At 36.7% G+C, this 16,816-nt stretch carries 17 protein-coding genes; 5 read left to right on the top strand and 12 right to left on the bottom strand.

Annotation, left to right across the window (positions count from 1 at the left end; genetic code table 11):
* Positions 1–160: 160 nt before the first annotated feature.
* The 10 genes from G5W_RS0109290 to G5W_RS0109245 all read right to left on the bottom strand — a co-directional run bounded on the left by G5W_RS0109290 (position 161) and on the right by G5W_RS0109245 (position 9,618).
* Positions 161–1,009: a carbohydrate ABC transporter permease gene (locus tag G5W_RS0109290; protein WP_010096103.1), complete on the bottom strand. Its 849-nt coding sequence runs from the start codon at positions 1,007–1,009 to the stop codon at positions 161–163.
* Complete coding sequence (locus G5W_RS0109285) at positions 1,006–1,956, bottom strand: carbohydrate ABC transporter permease (protein WP_010096102.1); 951 nt, start codon at positions 1,954–1,956, stop codon at positions 1,006–1,008. The genes G5W_RS0109290 and G5W_RS0109285 overlap by 4 nt, the downstream gene beginning before the upstream one ends.
* 200 nt (positions 1,957–2,156) lie before the next feature.
* Positions 2,157–3,452 carry an ABC transporter substrate-binding protein gene (locus G5W_RS0109280; RefSeq protein ID WP_033445635.1) on the bottom strand — a complete coding sequence of 432 codons (1,296 nt, stop codon included), beginning with the start codon at positions 3,450–3,452 and terminating at the stop codon, positions 2,157–2,159.
* Between the two features lie 363 nt (positions 3,453–3,815).
* Positions 3,816–4,295, bottom strand: a complete 480-nt coding sequence (locus G5W_RS0109275) for a hypothetical protein (protein ID WP_010096100.1) — start codon at positions 4,293–4,295, stop codon at positions 3,816–3,818.
* A gap of 60 nt (positions 4,296–4,355) precedes the next feature.
* Positions 4,356–5,015 (bottom strand): hypothetical protein, encoded by a 660-nt coding sequence (locus tag G5W_RS0109270; protein ID WP_010096099.1) that lies wholly within the window; start codon positions 5,013–5,015, stop codon positions 4,356–4,358.
* Positions 5,016–5,460: 445 nt separating this feature from the next.
* Positions 5,461–5,763 carry a PTS sugar transporter subunit IIB gene (locus tag G5W_RS0109265; RefSeq protein ID WP_010096097.1) on the bottom strand — a complete coding sequence of 101 codons (303 nt, stop codon included), beginning with the start codon at positions 5,761–5,763 and terminating at the stop codon, positions 5,461–5,463.
* Positions 5,760–6,098, bottom strand: a complete 339-nt coding sequence (locus tag G5W_RS0109260) for a PTS lactose/cellobiose transporter subunit IIA (protein ID WP_010096095.1) — start codon at positions 6,096–6,098, stop codon at positions 5,760–5,762. The genes G5W_RS0109265 and G5W_RS0109260 overlap by 4 nt, the downstream gene beginning before the upstream one ends.
* 64 nt (positions 6,099–6,162) lie before the next feature.
* Positions 6,163–6,912 carry a chitin disaccharide deacetylase gene (chbG, locus tag G5W_RS0109255; protein WP_010096093.1) on the bottom strand — a complete coding sequence of 250 codons (750 nt, stop codon included), beginning with the start codon at positions 6,910–6,912 and terminating at the stop codon, positions 6,163–6,165.
* 83 nt (positions 6,913–6,995) lie between these two features.
* Positions 6,996–8,294 carry a PTS cellobiose transporter subunit IIC gene (gene celB, locus G5W_RS0109250; RefSeq protein ID WP_010096091.1) on the bottom strand — a complete coding sequence of 433 codons (1,299 nt, stop codon included), beginning with the start codon at positions 8,292–8,294 and terminating at the stop codon, positions 6,996–6,998.
* 1 nt (position 8,295) lies between these two features.
* Entirely contained in the window at positions 8,296–9,618 is a 1,323-nt protein-coding gene (locus tag G5W_RS0109245) for a 6-phospho-beta-glucosidase (RefSeq protein ID WP_010096090.1), read from the bottom strand.
* A 255-nt stretch (positions 9,619–9,873) separates the two neighbouring features.
* On the opposite strand from G5W_RS0109245, the gene G5W_RS0109240 reads away from it, so the two are divergent.
* From G5W_RS0109240 to G5W_RS0109225, 5 genes are all read left to right on the top strand, one after another.
* Positions 9,874–10,602 (top strand): GntR family transcriptional regulator, encoded by a 729-nt coding sequence (locus G5W_RS0109240; protein WP_010096089.1) that lies wholly within the window; start codon positions 9,874–9,876, stop codon positions 10,600–10,602.
* 387 nt (positions 10,603–10,989) lie between these two features.
* Positions 10,990–11,238, top strand: coding sequence for a TetR/AcrR family transcriptional regulator (locus G5W_RS23760; RefSeq protein ID WP_050801661.1), 249 nt, complete (start codon positions 10,990–10,992; stop codon positions 11,236–11,238).
* Positions 11,193–11,588 carry a hypothetical protein gene (locus G5W_RS22775; RefSeq protein ID WP_157998044.1) on the top strand — a complete coding sequence of 132 codons (396 nt, stop codon included), beginning with the start codon at positions 11,193–11,195 and terminating at the stop codon, positions 11,586–11,588. The genes G5W_RS23760 and G5W_RS22775 overlap by 46 nt, the downstream gene beginning before the upstream one ends.
* A 142-nt stretch (positions 11,589–11,730) precedes the next feature.
* Positions 11,731–12,675: a daunorubicin resistance protein DrrA family ABC transporter ATP-binding protein gene (locus G5W_RS0109230; protein WP_010096088.1), complete on the top strand. Its 945-nt coding sequence runs from the start codon at positions 11,731–11,733 to the stop codon at positions 12,673–12,675.
* Positions 12,668–13,435 (top strand): ABC transporter permease, encoded by a 768-nt coding sequence (locus tag G5W_RS0109225; RefSeq protein WP_010096087.1) that lies wholly within the window; start codon positions 12,668–12,670, stop codon positions 13,433–13,435. Before G5W_RS0109230 ends, G5W_RS0109225 begins: the two co-directional genes overlap by 8 nt.
* Before the next feature lie 57 nt (positions 13,436–13,492).
* On the opposite strand, the gene G5W_RS0109220 is transcribed toward G5W_RS0109225, so the two are convergent.
* Entirely contained in the window at positions 13,493–14,755 is a 1,263-nt protein-coding gene (locus G5W_RS0109220) for a hypothetical protein (protein ID WP_010096085.1), read from the bottom strand.
* 139 nt (positions 14,756–14,894) lie between these two features.
* Positions 14,895–16,583: a methyl-accepting chemotaxis protein gene (locus G5W_RS0109215; RefSeq protein ID WP_010096083.1), complete on the bottom strand. Its 1,689-nt coding sequence runs from the start codon at positions 16,581–16,583 to the stop codon at positions 14,895–14,897.
* Positions 16,584–16,816 lie beyond the last annotated feature (233 nt).

Genomic DNA, 16,816 nt, shown 5'->3' with positions numbered 1-16,816 from the left:
AGAAAAACTCGCATTCGCTCGTCCTTTTGCGAATGTATTAGTTTTACTTATGCAGGCGAGAAAGGTTTTTATACTTTCCCATCTGCCAAAAAAATATTCTTCCTACTGCTAGATTACTAGGAGTCCTAGAGTGACACAATAGCCAGGCAGGAAAAAAGCATTATTTTACCGATCCTTCCGTAATACTCGAAATAAATAATCGGTTAAATAGTAAGAATATAACTAGTAACGGAACGGTTGCCCAGAATACACCAGACATAATCATTCCGAAGTCTATATTATTCGTATTGCTTAATTGCGCTAACGCGACTTGGATGGTATACATATCTGGATCTCTCAAAACGGTAAACTGCCATAGGAACTCTCCCCACACTGCAGTAAAGACGATAATTCCAAGTGTTGCGAATGCTGGTAGAATAATAGGCAAGACGATTCTCCAGTAAATCCGGAAGTTCGAGCATCCATCTAATTTCGCAGCTTCAATTAGTTCATCCGGAACCGCTCCCGATATATATTGTCGCATTAAGAATATCCCTAACGGATTTAAAAAGAACAAAATCATAACTCCCGGTAAGGTATCCAAAAGCCCTGCTTTTGAAATTAGGAAGTATTGCGGAATTAACCCTAGCTGTGGCGGGATAATCATCGTTACCAAAATCGCAACAAACAGTATATTTTTCCCTGGGAATTTAAACTTTGCAAATGCAAATCCCGCTAATGAACTGATGAATAGTACGACAATCGTTACAACCGCACACAGTACAAATGAATTTAACATCCCTCCAAAGAAGTCAATCTGACTTAACACCTTTGTAAAGTTCTCAACCAGCATATCTCCTGGTGTTAGAGTTGGTGGAATGGAGTTGTAAGCCGCACTTGGCCGTGTCGCCATAACAAACATCCAATAAAACGGAAAAAGAGAAAGGATCGAAGCAATGAATAAAAAGGCGTAAATGGATATTCTACCAACGGATAGCTTTTTTCGATTTTTTCTCACGCTAGTACTCATTTCTTAACACCTCTCTTTTTCCTTCCAAATCCTTGCGTTAATCGTAAATTAATGACAGCAAAAATTGTAATGATAACTAATAGAATAATCGCTGTCGCAGAAGCAGTTCCAAATGACTGTAGTCGGAAAGCATCTCGATACAAGTACATCACAATCGTCATCGCTTCATCTCGAGTGAATGCATCTGCACCTAGGAATACAGTAGGTTCAGAGAATAACTGCATCGCGCCCACTGTTGATGTAAATACCGTCAAGATGATAAATGGCTTCATCATTGGGATCGTAATATATCTGAGTTGTTGAAACTTATTAGCCCCATCAACGGTCGCTGCTTCATACAAATCATTCGGTATACTTTGAATCCCTGCTAAATAAATAATCGTGTTATATCCAACCCATCGCCAAAATACCATCAGGGATATCGCAATCTTGGTACCCCATTCAGATGCCGCCCATGAGACCGGATCGAGTCCAAAGAGATTGGTTAACACATAATTGGCAAAAGAAGATTCATGATTACTGAATAACACACTAAAAATTAAAGCCACTGCAACCATTGATGTTAAATATGGCATAAAGATGGTAACGCGGAAGAAGCTTTTGAACTTAAGGAAAGCCAGATTTAATAAATAGGCTAGAATAAGCCCGACCACTAATTGGGGAGCCGTCCCCATAATTCCCATCACAATCGTGTTGTAAACCGATTTCCAAAAAAGCGGATCGGTTAGTACGAGCTCAAAGTTAGCAAGACCATTAAAGGTCATCGGGCTTAACCCATTCCATTTTTGGAAGGCTAAATAAATGCTAAATAGCGCTGGATATAGTCCAATTAATGCAAAGATAATGAAGAAAGGCGCGATATACAAATAACCCGAAATCATGTCCTTCTTCTCTTCAGACCTATATTTCTTTTTTTTCCATATCGCTTTCTTATTGGCAGAATTCATGTTCACGCCTCTTTTCCATTTCAAAGAATACAGTTGCCTTTTAGGCATTTTTCCACCACTCACAGAGCATAGAAACCCTTTATATGAAAGGGGGCCGGCTTACCCCAATCATCCTTTATGAAGCTAAAGGCCTGTCATGTTAAGCCGACCATTTCACTATTACTATCGTTATTTATGAACAGACTAACTAGTTTCATAGATTAACGTTTCATTAAGTCCTCAGCACGTTTTACAGCCGCTTCCCATTCTTTCTCTGGGTCTGCACCTTCGTTTTGGACATTTTTAAGTGCATTCAAGATTTCGTTATGCACCGGGAAGTATTTCTCCCCTTTGTATCCAATACCAGTAATATCTTGAGCCGCTTCAGCAAATACCGGAGCTGTCGCCTGGTTACCAAAGAATTCATCTTCATTTGTCTTGAACTCTTCCATCTCATAAACAGAATGAGCAGAAGGGAATAATCCATGACTTTGGAAAGATTTCAACTGATTTTCCGGTGATACAAGCCATTCGATAAAGTCATACGCCTCTTGTGCATGCTTTGTTTCACTTGGTACCGCGATGTATGATCCACCCCAGTTTGCTGCAAACTCAGTTGGTAATGTCGCTACTTTCCATTTACCAACAGCATCCGGTGCATTTCCTTCCATCCAGCCTTTTAACCAGCCTGCACCAAGTTCTGCTGCAAATTCACCTTTATTAACCGCATTAGCCCATTCCGGACTCCACATTTCATATTTGCCAACGATACCTAAATCATTTAAATGAACCGCATAGTCATATGCTTTCTTCACTTCACTGTCTTCACCAAGATTTAATTCATTATCCGGAGTTAAATAAGCTGTTTCTGCTGCATCTAAGTATGCTCTAAATGCCATTTCGATACTATCCACAAAAGGCATTCCCGTTGCCTCTTTTACTTTTAATCCTGCTTCTTCAAATGCTTCCGGTGAATTAATTAGAGCTGCCACCTCTTCTGGATCCGTTGGTAATCCTGCTTGTTCAAATAAATCTGTTCGGTAGTATAATGCTTTCGGACCGATATCTGTCGGAAGTCCAAACAAGAAGTCTCCATCCGCATTTTCTCCACTTTTCCATTTCCAATCTAAGTATTGATCCTGTACATCTTTTGCCCCAAGGTCATACAAGTTATTAAATCGATCTTGTGCAACTTTGAAACGGTCGAATTGATCAATTTCTAACATTGCGATATCCGGTGCACCACTTCCAGCTGATAAAGAAGTAAATAGTGCATCATGATGATCTGCTGTTTCAGATGATTTTATTTTAATTTTCACATTCGGGTTTTGTTTTTCATATTCTTTTGCTAATTCTTCATAGCCAGTCGCACCAAATGTCCAGAAGTCTAGCGTAATTTCACCCTTCGAATCTCCACCAGTTTCCTTGTCCCCATCTCCACTACACGCTACTAACGAAACTACAAGTAAAGCCAAAAACCCTAGTAAAGCAATACCTTTAATCCTTTTCAACGTCATTACCCCCTAATAATTTGTTTACTCTCTTGATTCAATTTAGAAAAGTGCCCCCCTTATAGTTAAAGGAATTAAATTAAGGAAACCGCTTTCTAAAATGTTCAAAAAAATATAAAAGTAACCGCTTACAACGTATTATAGTGGGTATTATTTTAAAAATCAACATGTTTTTTTGGGATTTTTTGAAAAAATAATACACCTCAGATGATTTATCAGTGGATATCGCCACCATTTTAGGAAACCGTTTTCGAAGGGTAACTATTTGAAGAGTTTATTGATAGATTTATAGGAAAAACAAGCTTGCACTAATGATGGTATTTAAAATATAGTAAAGTCTACATTTGTTAGTGGTAAAAAGCATGATCATTAATTTATTTGTTCTAGTAAGTCATAAAGTTTATGTGTTAACTCTTCTTGTTTTGTAAGATTGCTTTGTTGAGTAATCTCAATTCCAACTTTATTTATTTCTTCTAAAACCTCCATTATTCCGCTATCGTTAGTTCTTTCTACAAAATATCTAGAATATATACTAGAGACAGATCCAATATGAGAGTAATGACTTTCTTTTGTTGTATTCTCTGGTATTACTTTCAGAGACTCTTGAGTCTCTTGTACCCACTCTCCCATTGTTGCATACTCGGATATTTCAATCGTTGCAGTTTCAAGTGATTCCTCATTATCGAGCTGTTCGATTGTATTAGACTTGTGTTCAACATTTTTGCCTACATTTTCATCCTCTTGTTTTACATATATTTGTGAATCTCTATCTCCCATATTCACTACGAAAATAATGGCTGTACTAATGGTAACAATTAGCAATCCAAATCGTAAAAGTATTTTCTTCATCCTCCATTCTCCTTTATGTATTATTTATCACTTGTATAACATTATGGTATGGTATGGTTTTTACTTTTCAGCTATTTCTTTTGCCTGGATAAACTTTTCTATATTCTCTAACGCTTTATTAAATGGTACTTTCGCTTCACAATTAGGTACTAACTCTTTAGTTTTCTTCAAATAACCAATCGTATCGTCTAACCAAATCAAAAAAGGCGGATGTTCTTCTGCATAGACCTTTGCTTGATTCAATTGTTCCATAGTCCCCTCTACATAAAGATTTATTTGGTTCATATCTTCCCACTCGTAAACGTCCGTGTTATACGTTGAGTGAATTAAGCCAACAATTACCGGTAGATATTGTTCTTTAGTCGGCTCTTGGGGACCTATGTTAGAATCATAGGTTACAGAAAAACCCATTCCCAATTTGAATAAGTCATACCCATTATCATAAGAAATAGTAGTCCTATTCTCTTCCACAACTCCATCTGTTGGAAATTTGTAATCTTGAATTTCCTTAATAATATCTTGATAACCATCCACTAAACGCTCTATCTCTATCTCTTTTTCTTGTAAAATACCATCAATAATAAATTCACTTTCTTTCGGCTCATCATTTTCATTTTCAGCATTTACTTCCGAATTTCCGTTCTCTAGCATCGGCGAAAATAACCAAACAACTAGTAGGCAGACGAAAAAGAAACCCAATAGTATATACATCTTTTTCATAACCAAATCTCCTTTCTAAATAATTTAGTGCCACCTTACCGATTCAATAAGCATCCTTAATCTTATTATGTAATTCCTGAATAGCTACGTGTTCACCACTAGGATTCTCATTTATGGATTCATTGTCCCCCCTCCGGGTAACCTTCTCTTAATATAGACGCTCATTTAGAAAAAAAGCTTCGGTTTATTTTCTATATTTAGATCAGATAATTAAAGAGAGTTTACACAGGGTTGTGGACTACCTCTTGAGTTGATTAATCCCCCTATATGTGGAATGTCAGCTTATTCCTCCCTTAATTAAATAATAAGCCCTGATTTTGGTTATAATATAGAATTCTCTTGATTCTGGTAATGGAATTTTAACAATGATAGAACTTCATTAATCCCAAACCAGAAAAAAGGCTCTCGAGGTTCTCTCGACAGCCCGAAAAACTTATTCGTTAATTTAGTTAATCATGGAGATTGCTTGATCTAAAACTTTGTCTCCTTGGATCATACCATATGCCATTTGGTCGATAATATCTACCTTAACTCCCTTTGGCTCCAGTTTTTTTCTTATTGTCTTTTCAAGATATCGAACTTGTGGACCTATTAGCACAACATCAAGGTTTTCCAAATTATTATTTAACTGGGACTCTGCAACTGCATCTATTTCTACCTCTATATTTCGTTCTTTAGCAGAATCTCGCATCTTCTTAACGAGCATGGATGTGGACATACCAGCTGAGCACACTAAGATTATTTTCATTCGTTTTTCCCCTCCAAACATTGCATTTTTTCATACATGTCAATCATTTCATTGGCTAAATCTTTTACCGTTAACGCTGTCATTAAATGATCTTGTGCATGCACTAATATGACCGTAACCTCATTCTTTTTTCCGCTCGCTTCATTTTGCAACAGTTCCGTTTGCACATGATGTGCTTCAACAAATGCTTGTTCTGCTTCCTTTATTTTTTCTCTTGCCACTGAAAAGTTATAATCCTTCGCATAGGAAATTGCCTCCATTGCACTTGAACGAGCATTTCCTGCATGAAGAATGATATTGAATGATAATGTTTGTATATCCTCAATTGATTGCATGATTATTGCCCTCCGAAAACCTTTAATTGTGTAGTATTTATTTTCTACTATACTACTAAATTGCTCATAGCATTCTATAATTAATTAACTCAATCCCTAATTCATTTACGTAATTTTTGATTCTATCCGATGTCAATATTGTATATTCTTTTAGCCGTGTATCAACATAGGAGCTTTTGGAAATCAGATCTGGGTCAATATATGCTGGATGACAGTTAATTTCCACTGTCTCATCTTTACCCATCTCAGCAACGTTTCTTAATTGTCTTTCGAGCGTTTCGTAACTTACCGCTTCACCGTAAAACTCCCTCATCATTAACCTAGTTCTTTTTACTGTTTTATATTGTACATCTGTTATCGGATCATTGTTTTCCCTTCTAAGAGGTACTCCATATTTATTTGCTAAGGAAACGGCAATAGGTAATGCCATTTCATGACCATGAACATGATGGTGACTATCCAGATGAGTAGGACTCATACCAGTAGATAAAAACCTTTCAATTTGGGCAGTCCATTCACGTTCAATATCCTCTGGTTTAGCATGATCGAAAATAACCTGTTGGCTATAAAAGCTTCCTTTATGATCCGTTAATGATGGAACGTTCTGAGAAAGTGGTGTACCACATGTTAGAACGAGATGGACCCCAACCCCTAAATCGGAATTCTGTTTGGCTAATGCAACTGCATGATCAACATGAGGTGAATTACACATCATCGTCGTTGAGGTAACTATCCCATTTTTAAATGCATCTAAAATTCCATAAGTAACTGCACGTGTATAGCCGAAATCATCAGCATTAACAATTAACTTCATATGATTACCTCGATTCTGTTTAGGATGCAGGACATACCTTTTAAAATACTAAGCTACTACATATTCATTTCAATTTTATAAGGTTATACCGCTTCTTTTTTGCTTGTATTCGTTACATTCTTTATCATTGACCGGTCTAGGACCTTTAAGAATGGAAGATACAGTAAAGCACCTACAGCCAAGTTAACTAATTGCAAAATGGACCCTGCAATTGACCCACCTGTAGCTAAATATCCCCCGATGATTGGAGGTGTTGTCCACGGCACCATAACCACCGTTTTTGGAACAAACCCTAAGGATGTGGCAAAGTATGCTATTGTTACGTTAACAAGTGGTACCAGAATAAACGGAACAAACAATATCGGGTTCAAAACAATTGGAAGTCCGAAAATTAAAGGCTCATTAATATTAAACAATGCAGCTGGTGCACTCATTTTTCCTAAGCTTCTTACTTGTTTAGCTTTAACCGTTATAAATAATGCAATTAGAAGTGAAATACCTGTACCTGTACCACCCATCGCAACGAATACATCCAAAAATGGTTTTGTTATAATGTTTGGAACATCGTGAGCTGATACCCCTTGTTCAAATAGCTTCGTATTCTCTAAAAGTCCCGGTATATACACCGCTTCAATAATCGGTTCTAAAATGTTGGATCCATGTAATCCAAAGAACCATAAAAATGATTTTGTAAATTCAATACCTAAAACAGCAGGTAATGTACCAGCAAAGTTTTGGAATGGAGCTTGTATAGCCTTGTATATTAGGTCTTGAAGGCTTGTGCCAATTACATCAATGAACAATACCTGTAATAAACCAAAAATAAAGAGTACAATCATGGCAGGAATAAGTGATGCAAATGATCTTGAAACAGCTTCCGGAACACCATCTGGCATTTTAATTGAAAGGTTTAACTGAGATAATTTCCTGAAAATCTCTGTTGCCATCACTGCTACCAAAAGTGAAACAAATAAACCTGATGCAGACATCCAATGAAGTGAAATACCACTACCATCTTCCGTTAATGGTGATAAAATAATTAATGAAGCAACAGATACTAATGACGCCGCTAAGGCATCCACATTGTATGCTCTTGCTAAACTATAACTGACCCCTATCGCTACAACTAATGAAATGATTGCAAACGTGCCGTTCCAGATATAACCTCCAAGGTCCTTCCAGCTTTCCCCAAATACATTCACCATGAAGTTTTGAAAAGGTTCAATTGGTAGATTATTAATCAGAACCGCTAACGACCCAATGATAATCAACGGTAATATAGCTGCAAATCCATCACGTATTGCTACTAAATGACGTTGTGACCCTATTCTTCCTGCAACAGGAAGAAACTTATCCTCAAAAACACTGAATACCTTTTTCATCTTACTTCCCCCTTAGTTTGAATTGTGGTAAATCATGTTCATGTGCTTCTAATAACTCATCAAGAATTACCTTACTGTGTTTTTCATCTGCCACCAATGGATTCATGACCAAAGCCAAATATGCATCATGATATTCTCCAGTAATTGCTGCCCTAATCACTAGCTCTTCATATGCTTTCATTTGCTGAATTAATCCCTTAACACGATATGGTAGGGATCCTATAGAAATTGGCTTAGGACCATCCTTGGTTATCACACAGTTTATTTCCACAACCGCATCATCCGGCAAATCAGAAATAGCTCCATTATTAAGTGTGTTTACGGTTTGTATATCTTGTTTATTATTATAAATAGAATCCATAAGACTACATGCTACATCACTGTAAAATGCACCCCCTCGTTGTTCTAATTCCTTTGGCTTGTCATGTAATTCAGGGTTTTTATATAGCTCAAAAAGTGATTCCTCTAGTTGTTGGACCACCTCTGCTCTTGTTCCATGCTCCTCATATGCGATAAGGTCCTTCTCGAGTACTTCTCTAGTTTGAAAATAATATTGATGATAAGGGTTAGGTAGGAGTCTCGTCGATTCTATAAACGTTTTGGACCAGCCAAGGCTAACGATATTTGCTGGTGAGTAATCAAGCCCCTCACTATCGATTAACTTTTCTAAAACCTCATCGATTTGGTCGATTCCATTGACAAACACTTTCTGACCGAATATGAAATGATTCATACCGACAAATTCTATTCTGACATCATCTGGTGATACATTTAGAATTTCAGCAACAGAATGACGCATGTTATACGGAATATTACATACACCAATTATTTTTTTATGAGGCGAATACTTTAATAGTGCTTCCGTTACAATCCCAGCTGGGTTTGTAAAATTAATTATCCATGCATCTGGACAAATTGAATGAACATCATTTGCCAGATCCATAAGTACTGGTATGGTACGAAATGCTTTAAATGTTCCACCAGCACCATTCGTTTCCTGACCAATAAAACCATGGCTCAATGGAATTCGCTCATCCTTTGCACGTGCATCCAAACGGCCAACACGAATTTGGGTGGATACAAAATCAGCATTTTTAAGTGCTTCCTGACGATTCAATGTCCATGATAGATTAATAGGTTTCGTCGACTTTTCAATCATTCTCAATGCCAAATCCCCTATAATTTGTAACTTTTCCTTTCCTTCCTCAATATCAACAAGTACGATATCAGTCACTGGAAAACTATCGTAACGTTGAATAATCCCTTCAATAATTTCTGGTGTATAGCTAGATCCACCGCCTATAATAACTAGTTTTAATGTCACTCTAAGTTCACTCCTCTGGCTCCTGTTGAAAGCGCTTTAATTTCCACCAATAAAATTTAAGCAACTAAGTTTATTTTCTTACCTCAAAATGTACCATACATATTTTTAATTGTCCATACATATTTGTATTGTTATTTTAATTGTACGTACATTATATAGTTGTCCTAAACTTGTAATATCATTTGTTGTTGATTGTTATTATTTGTATTATCTTGTACACTAAAAATATACAGAAAGTTTTAAGGAGTTACTACAATGGAAAAAAACCAATCATTACATGCTTATATAAAAGAAGAATTGCTAAATCGAATTAAATCGAACGAGTATAAAAAAGGAGAAAAAATTCCTACTGAGCTAGAGCTGTGTAAGGATTTTGATGTAAGTCGGACTACTGTAAGAACTGCCTTAAATCAGCTAACACTAGAAGGATATTTGACTAGACAACAAGGTAAAGGCACCTTTGTAGCAGAACAAAAGTTAAAACAAACACTATCCCATACGGTGAAACGCTACAGTGATCAGGTGGCTGTTCAAGGAAAAAAGGCAGAAATAGAGCTAATAGCAATAAATGTAATTCCGGCTAATGAATTTCTCGTAAAATCATTAGATGTTTCTTTACAGGCTCCTGTCCAAAGGATTGAAAGGGTTCGGAAAGCTAATGGTGAACCAACACAATATGAAATAGCATATATACCGTGGGATGTAGCACCCGGAATCACAAAAGAACATGCTGAAACATCATTATATGGTTCCTTAAAGAATCACTTTCATGTTCACATTGCCAAAACGATTGAACATATCGAAATTACTTTTGCAGATGAACGTTCTAGTGCATATTTAAACTGTGACGAGGGCTTACCATGCTTCTATATCGAAACCACCGCCGAAAACGAATTAGGACAAAAAATAGAATTTTCACGTTCTTACTTTCGCGGAGATAAAACAAATTTTATGATTGAGAGGAATTATCCTTTGGAATCATAGGTTTAAATTATGTTCTATTCACAAAACAAACTAGTAGGCGAATAAAGATTTTTACTAAATTAGGGACGATTTCTGCAGATACAGTTGAAATGTCCCGATTTTTTTAGCTATTAGTACTTAATATGAAAAGTACTTCTAATGAATAAGGGTCTTCTAACATTCTACTTTTGTACTTTTATATATTAGACCACTAATGAACCCATTCATCTCCCACTTAGCACAGCTTGAAGTGGGAGTCATCTGGCTAAAATGATAAAATGGTATAATAACGACGTACTATCATTAAAAACTAGCATTTGCTCGCACTTTAGCGGATGTGTTAGTTTTCTTATATCAGCGGAAAGTTTTTATACTTTCCCAACTATAAATAAAAGGAGATACTTTCCTATGGCCCCTTTAAATGAAGAACAATTGAAAGATATACGTGATGAACGTAAACAACAAATTATGAGTGCTGCTATAAAAGTATTTGCTGAAAATGGTATCAAACTAACAAAGATAAGTATGATTGCAAAAGAAGCTGGCGTTAGCCACGGCTTAGTTTACCATTACTTTAGCTCGAAAGAAGAAGTATTGTATGAAAGCTTAGAATGGGCTATGGAAATGGCCGATACGAAAAAAAATTGGATGAAATGAATCATACGAATCTATCTCCACTTGAAAAGATAAAAGCTTTTGCAACATTTGGATTAAAAGAAGGTAACAGCGATATATTTAGAGTTATACAGCATTTAGGAAACTCCGATAAAATGCCCGAACACATTCAAGAACTCGTATTCAATAGTGGGAAGATATATATGGAATCATTGTTCCCTTGGATATTAGAAGGACAAAAAAACGGAGAAATTATCCAAGGAGATCCACAAGAACTTTTAGAGGTTTTTCTCAACGTTATCTCCGGTATTATGGCGGATGACCTCGATTTTTGGAATCAAAATATTGATCAAAAGGTTGATATATTACTAAGAATGCTATCCACACGTTAATTGCTTATATTTTTATTGACACTTCTATTCGTTTATCATATCATATTATTGACTGAATGAATCAATCATAAAACATTCAGTCAATTTTTCGCAGTTTTGTTGACTGAATGAATCAATCATAAAATAAAAGGAGTGAGTTAAGATGAATGACGCGATTATTTCTGTTAAAGATTTGAAGAAGTTTTACGGAAGCCAGAAAGTATTGGATGGTATTAATTTTGAGGTAGAACGCGGACAAATATTTGCCCTGCTAGGTGAAAATGGCGCAGGTAAAACAACAACAATTCGAATTTTATCCACATTGATCAGACCAGATGAAGGAATTGCTATGATCGATGGTCTAGACACATCCCGTGAAGCTAATGAAGTGAGAAAACGAATCAGTTTAACGGGACAATATGCGACGGTAGATGAGCTATTAACCGGAGAAGAAAATCTACAGATGATGGGACATCTCAATCACCTGAACCGAAGTACTGTCAAAAAGCGTACAGCTACGTTGCTAAGACAATTTGATTTGTTAGATGCTGCTAAAAAACAAGCAAAATCTTATTCTGGTGGAATGCGCAGAAGATTAGACATAGCACTAGGCTTACTAGCAAATCCAAAGGTCATCTTTCTAGATGAGCCTACAACAGGATTAGATCCAAGAAGTCGATTGAATATGTGGACATTAATTCAAGAGCTTGCTAAGAACGGGACAACGATATTTTTAACAACGCAATATTTAGAAGAAGCTGACCAGCTCGCAGATAAAATTGCCCTTATTCACAATGGGAAAATTGTGGTAGAAGGCACAGCTACAGAGCTTAAAAAGATGATTGGCGAAGAAAAGCTTGTATTACAATTTCAGTCCCCAGCCAACCTCATGAAGGCACACAATCTCCTTGATGGACAATTAAATCATGCTAGTAATAGTCTGATCCTTACAGCAAAAGACTCTACTGAAGACTTACGAAATACGTTAAATACATTACATGAACAAGATATGATGCCAATTGATATTTATTTCCGTAAACCTACTCTGGAAGATGTTTTTATGGAGATTACTAGTCATAAACAGGAGGGAGAAGTAAAATATGGATGAGATGAAGTGGGTTATAAGAGATGGATGGACTATGTCACGACGTAGTTTTAAGCATATTTTAAGAAATCCTGATGCGTTATTTCTAAGTATTGGGTTACCTGTAGTCCTCATGCTAATGTTTGTTTTTGTATTTGGTGGAGCTATTAATACTGGCACAGAATATATAAATTATGTTGTTCCAGGGGTTATCATAACCTGTGTTGGATATGCTAGCTCCATGACAGCCGGAAGCGTCGCTCAAGATATGGTCGGTGGATTATTCGAACGATTCCGCAGTATGCCGTTAAGACCCTCTTCTTTACTAGTAGGTCATGTCATCGGTAGTTTTGTTAGAAATGGAATTGGTGCAGTCATTGTTTTAGTTGTAGCATTACTAATTGGCTTTGAACCAAATGCAGAATTTTGGGATTGGACCGGTATAATAGGCTATCTTAGCTTATTTTTACTTGCCATTAGCTGGCTAGCTGTCGTATTTGGCTTAATTGCTAAAAGCGTGGAATCTGCGAGTGCTTTTACCTTTTTCATCATGTTTTTACCCTATGTAAGTAGTGCCTTTGTTCCTACTGAGACAATGCCAAAATGGCTACACTCCTTTGCCGAACATCAACCAATGACACCGCTAATTGAAACATTACGCGGATTTTTAACAGGAACTCCAATTGGTAATAGCGCCTATCTAACACTATTATGGTTTGGTTCTTTGTTGATTCTCTCCATCATTATGGCCACTATTATTTTCAAGAGAAAGAAACAGGAATAAGCTTAATATGAAAAAATAAATGGAGTGCCCGAATAGGGTCACTCCATATTTTATAGGCTATGTACTAGAAATAGAACGCTCAGGCATGATAACATACCCCATTGCCTTCCTCATTTTGAGAACTTTTATTAGTTGATCTTGAAGAGAAGCATGACAGGTTACCTCGATAATTACCTCACTCTTACGTTTTGCCACTACATTTAATTTCTTTTTATTGATAACTACTTCGACTAATAATCCCAGCAGGAAACCACCAACTAAGCCTAACAGCCCCCAAATAATTGGACCCCATTGCCATACGAATCCATATATAGTTCCAAGAACAGAAAAGATTGTTGCACTCATCATCGCCCCATCAAGAACGCTACCGCCATCGGCACGATGAATGGTATCCATGATATGTTGCTGAGAATCCAAGTTTTCCACAGGCAATGCTACGATATTTTGCGCAGGAACACCCATCTTCTCTATATCATGAATGACCATTTCGACAAACATGGAATGGTCAAATGTAGCAATAACCTTTGTTGCATCCTCTTCCATTTTGATTGGTTGTGTCAAGTTTTCATCCCTCACTCTAAGAAACCGTATTTGCTCAATATCATATAGTATATTGCTTTCAGTTACCGATACATAAGCCTGATAGATCGCAAAAGCAAATATGGAAGGTATAAACAAAAACCACTGCCAGTCTACCATTACAACTGCTCTATCGAAATCGCCAAGAAACGAATAGAGCCACGTACGTATTGCCACCGCTTTATAGCAAATAAATACCCACCAAGCCAACATAAATGCCCCAACAACTGTACTGCCACCATATAATTGTCCCAAACCAGGGGTAACAAAAGACCAGAATAAACCTAGCAAGGGCTTTTTCTTGTCTAAGATAACTACGTCGAAAAAGCTAACATCTGAAGGTGTAACCGGCGCATCTTCAATTTCAGCTAGAACATGACTTTTCTTTATTTCCACCGCACAACGATAACTATCCCAAATGCTATAGATATAAACTGCCAAATAAAGCAAAACCCAATCCTGGTTTACTATAGCCTTAGCTTCCTCAAAGTTCCCGTGGAAGGACAAGGCAATTGCCACATTTAGGTTGGAAAAGTTATTTACCACGATTTCCCAAATAATAAGAATAAAGCCATGGAGATACTTGCCTAAAAACATATGCCCAAAACCTGGGAAGGCTGCTGACCACCAAGCCGCAATCCAAGGAGGGCGAGGATATACCGAGTTGGTTCCCCAAACGGATATCTTACCTTTGGCATAACGTGGTTTTATGTTTCCTGACTCAAACTTTTGGTGCGGCATAGGACTTGGACTCCTTTAGTTAAACCTGCTTATAATTTGAGCAAATATTTACCAATTTATTCGTTGGGAAGAATTTTAGAAATTTATATGCAAAAAATCCGATCCTTGTAATTATTAACAGGATCGGATTCTATCAAATTTACTTCGTTTGAAATTTTGAGATGGATTGTTGTAATTCCTCTGCAAGAAAAGCTAACGATTGGGCGGAACTAGAAATCTCCTCCATTGTTGCTAACTGCTCTTGCGTTGAAGCTGAACTTTCTTGACTTGATTTAACACTATCATCCGCCACTAGTTTCACTTGTTCAAGAGCTTCCGATATATTCAGCGCGATTTGTCTAATATCTTCAATGGACGTTGCAACATCGATTACTTTATTCGAAACACCTGTCATGGATTCTTCTATTTTTCCAAATGCAGATCTCGCTTCTACAGTTGAGGCTATTCCCTCTCCCACTCTTGCAGTACCTTCATATATAGAATTAACAGCATTTTGAGTTTCAGATTGTATGTCAGCAACCATTTCGATGATTTGGTTCGCAGAGTTCTTAGATGCTTCTGCTAATTTTCTAACCTCATCTGCCACTACAGCAAAACCTTTTCCATGCTCTCCAGCTCGTGCCGCTTCAATTGCAGCATTTAACGCTAAAAGATTGGTTTGATCAGATAGATCCGTAATGAGTGTAATGACACTACCTATTTCAGTAGATTTATTTTCCAATGAGCCAATCGTCTTCGCTATTGTTTCAAATGACGATTTAATATCATGAATACGTTCATCTACATTTTCTATGGAAACAATTCCATTATTGACATACCCTGTTGAATCATTCGTAGATTTTTTCATGTCGATACTATTTTCATGAATGCTGTTCACATTGTTTACTAATTGAGAAAGGGATTCGGAAACATGATTAATTTTATTTAACTGTTCTTCCACACCAGCTGCGTTATCTTGAACTAAGTTCGAAAGCATTTCCGTTGATTGCGTACTTTGTTCCGCACTTGCTGTTAGTTCTTCAGATGCTGATGCTACATGATGTGCTGATTCACTCGTTTTCATAATCGTTTCATTTAAATCATCCACCATGATATTTAATGAATTGGCTAGCTCACCGATTTCATCCTTTGATTTCAGCTGAATCTTATCAACAGTCAGGTTTCCAGCCGCTATTTTCTTCAACGATGAAGATACAAGTCTAACAGGTTTTGAGATTACTTTAACCAGATATAAGATAACTAAAACAGATAAAACAAGGATGGAACCAAATATGATCATCATCAAGTATTGGCTATGTTTACTAATCTCTGCAACTTCCACCCATGCATCATTGGTTAGTTTTTCTGTATCTTCCATGATTAGTTTATGTGTTTCTCTGTAAGAATCGAAGTACTCTTTCCCAGCACCAATGTTGGCTCTGGCTCCTTCTAGGTCTCCATCTTCCACTTGCTGAATTATAGATTCAAAGAAAGATTGAATATCTGCTATTTGCGGTTGTGCTTCTTCTATTAATGAAGCCATAATGGGATGTCCGTCTACATATGAGTCAATTATTTCAAGATTGTTAGAAATTTCTTCCAAACCCAAGTAATAGGGTTCCAGAAATTCCTCATCACCAGCAACTAAATATCCTCTTACTCCCGTTTCTTGATTCACTAATGCTGCTAGAATATTATTCGCTGCATTTGATAGGGGGATTGCATCATTCACAATGTCATTTGCTTCTGATTCTACTTTATGTATCCCATACCAACCCAGACCAAATATCCCTGCAATGAATAAAATGATAACACCAAAACTAACTACTAACTTTTTTCCTATCGACATAACCTTTCCTCCGATTCGTGTTGTAAGATTCTAAGTTTTCTTAGGTTCACTTTTATTAAGAACTGTGATAATAATGATTCTAATAGTGATATAGTTCATCTAAAACAAATATATTTTAGTAAACTAGTTACTAAAATATACTAACATATTTCCCTCTCTAAAAATAGCGTTTATTCGACATTTTTCTGTGAATTTCGACACCAAATTATGTAAGTTTATGAGGTTTTGGCTGA

The sequence above is a fragment of the Ornithinibacillus scapharcae TW25 genome (assembly GCF_000190475.1).
Taxonomy (GTDB): domain Bacteria; phylum Bacillota; class Bacilli; order Bacillales; family Amphibacillaceae; genus Ornithinibacillus; species Ornithinibacillus scapharcae.
Note: the sequence above shows the minus strand (reverse complement) of the source record. Positions and strands in the feature narration are given on the sequence as shown.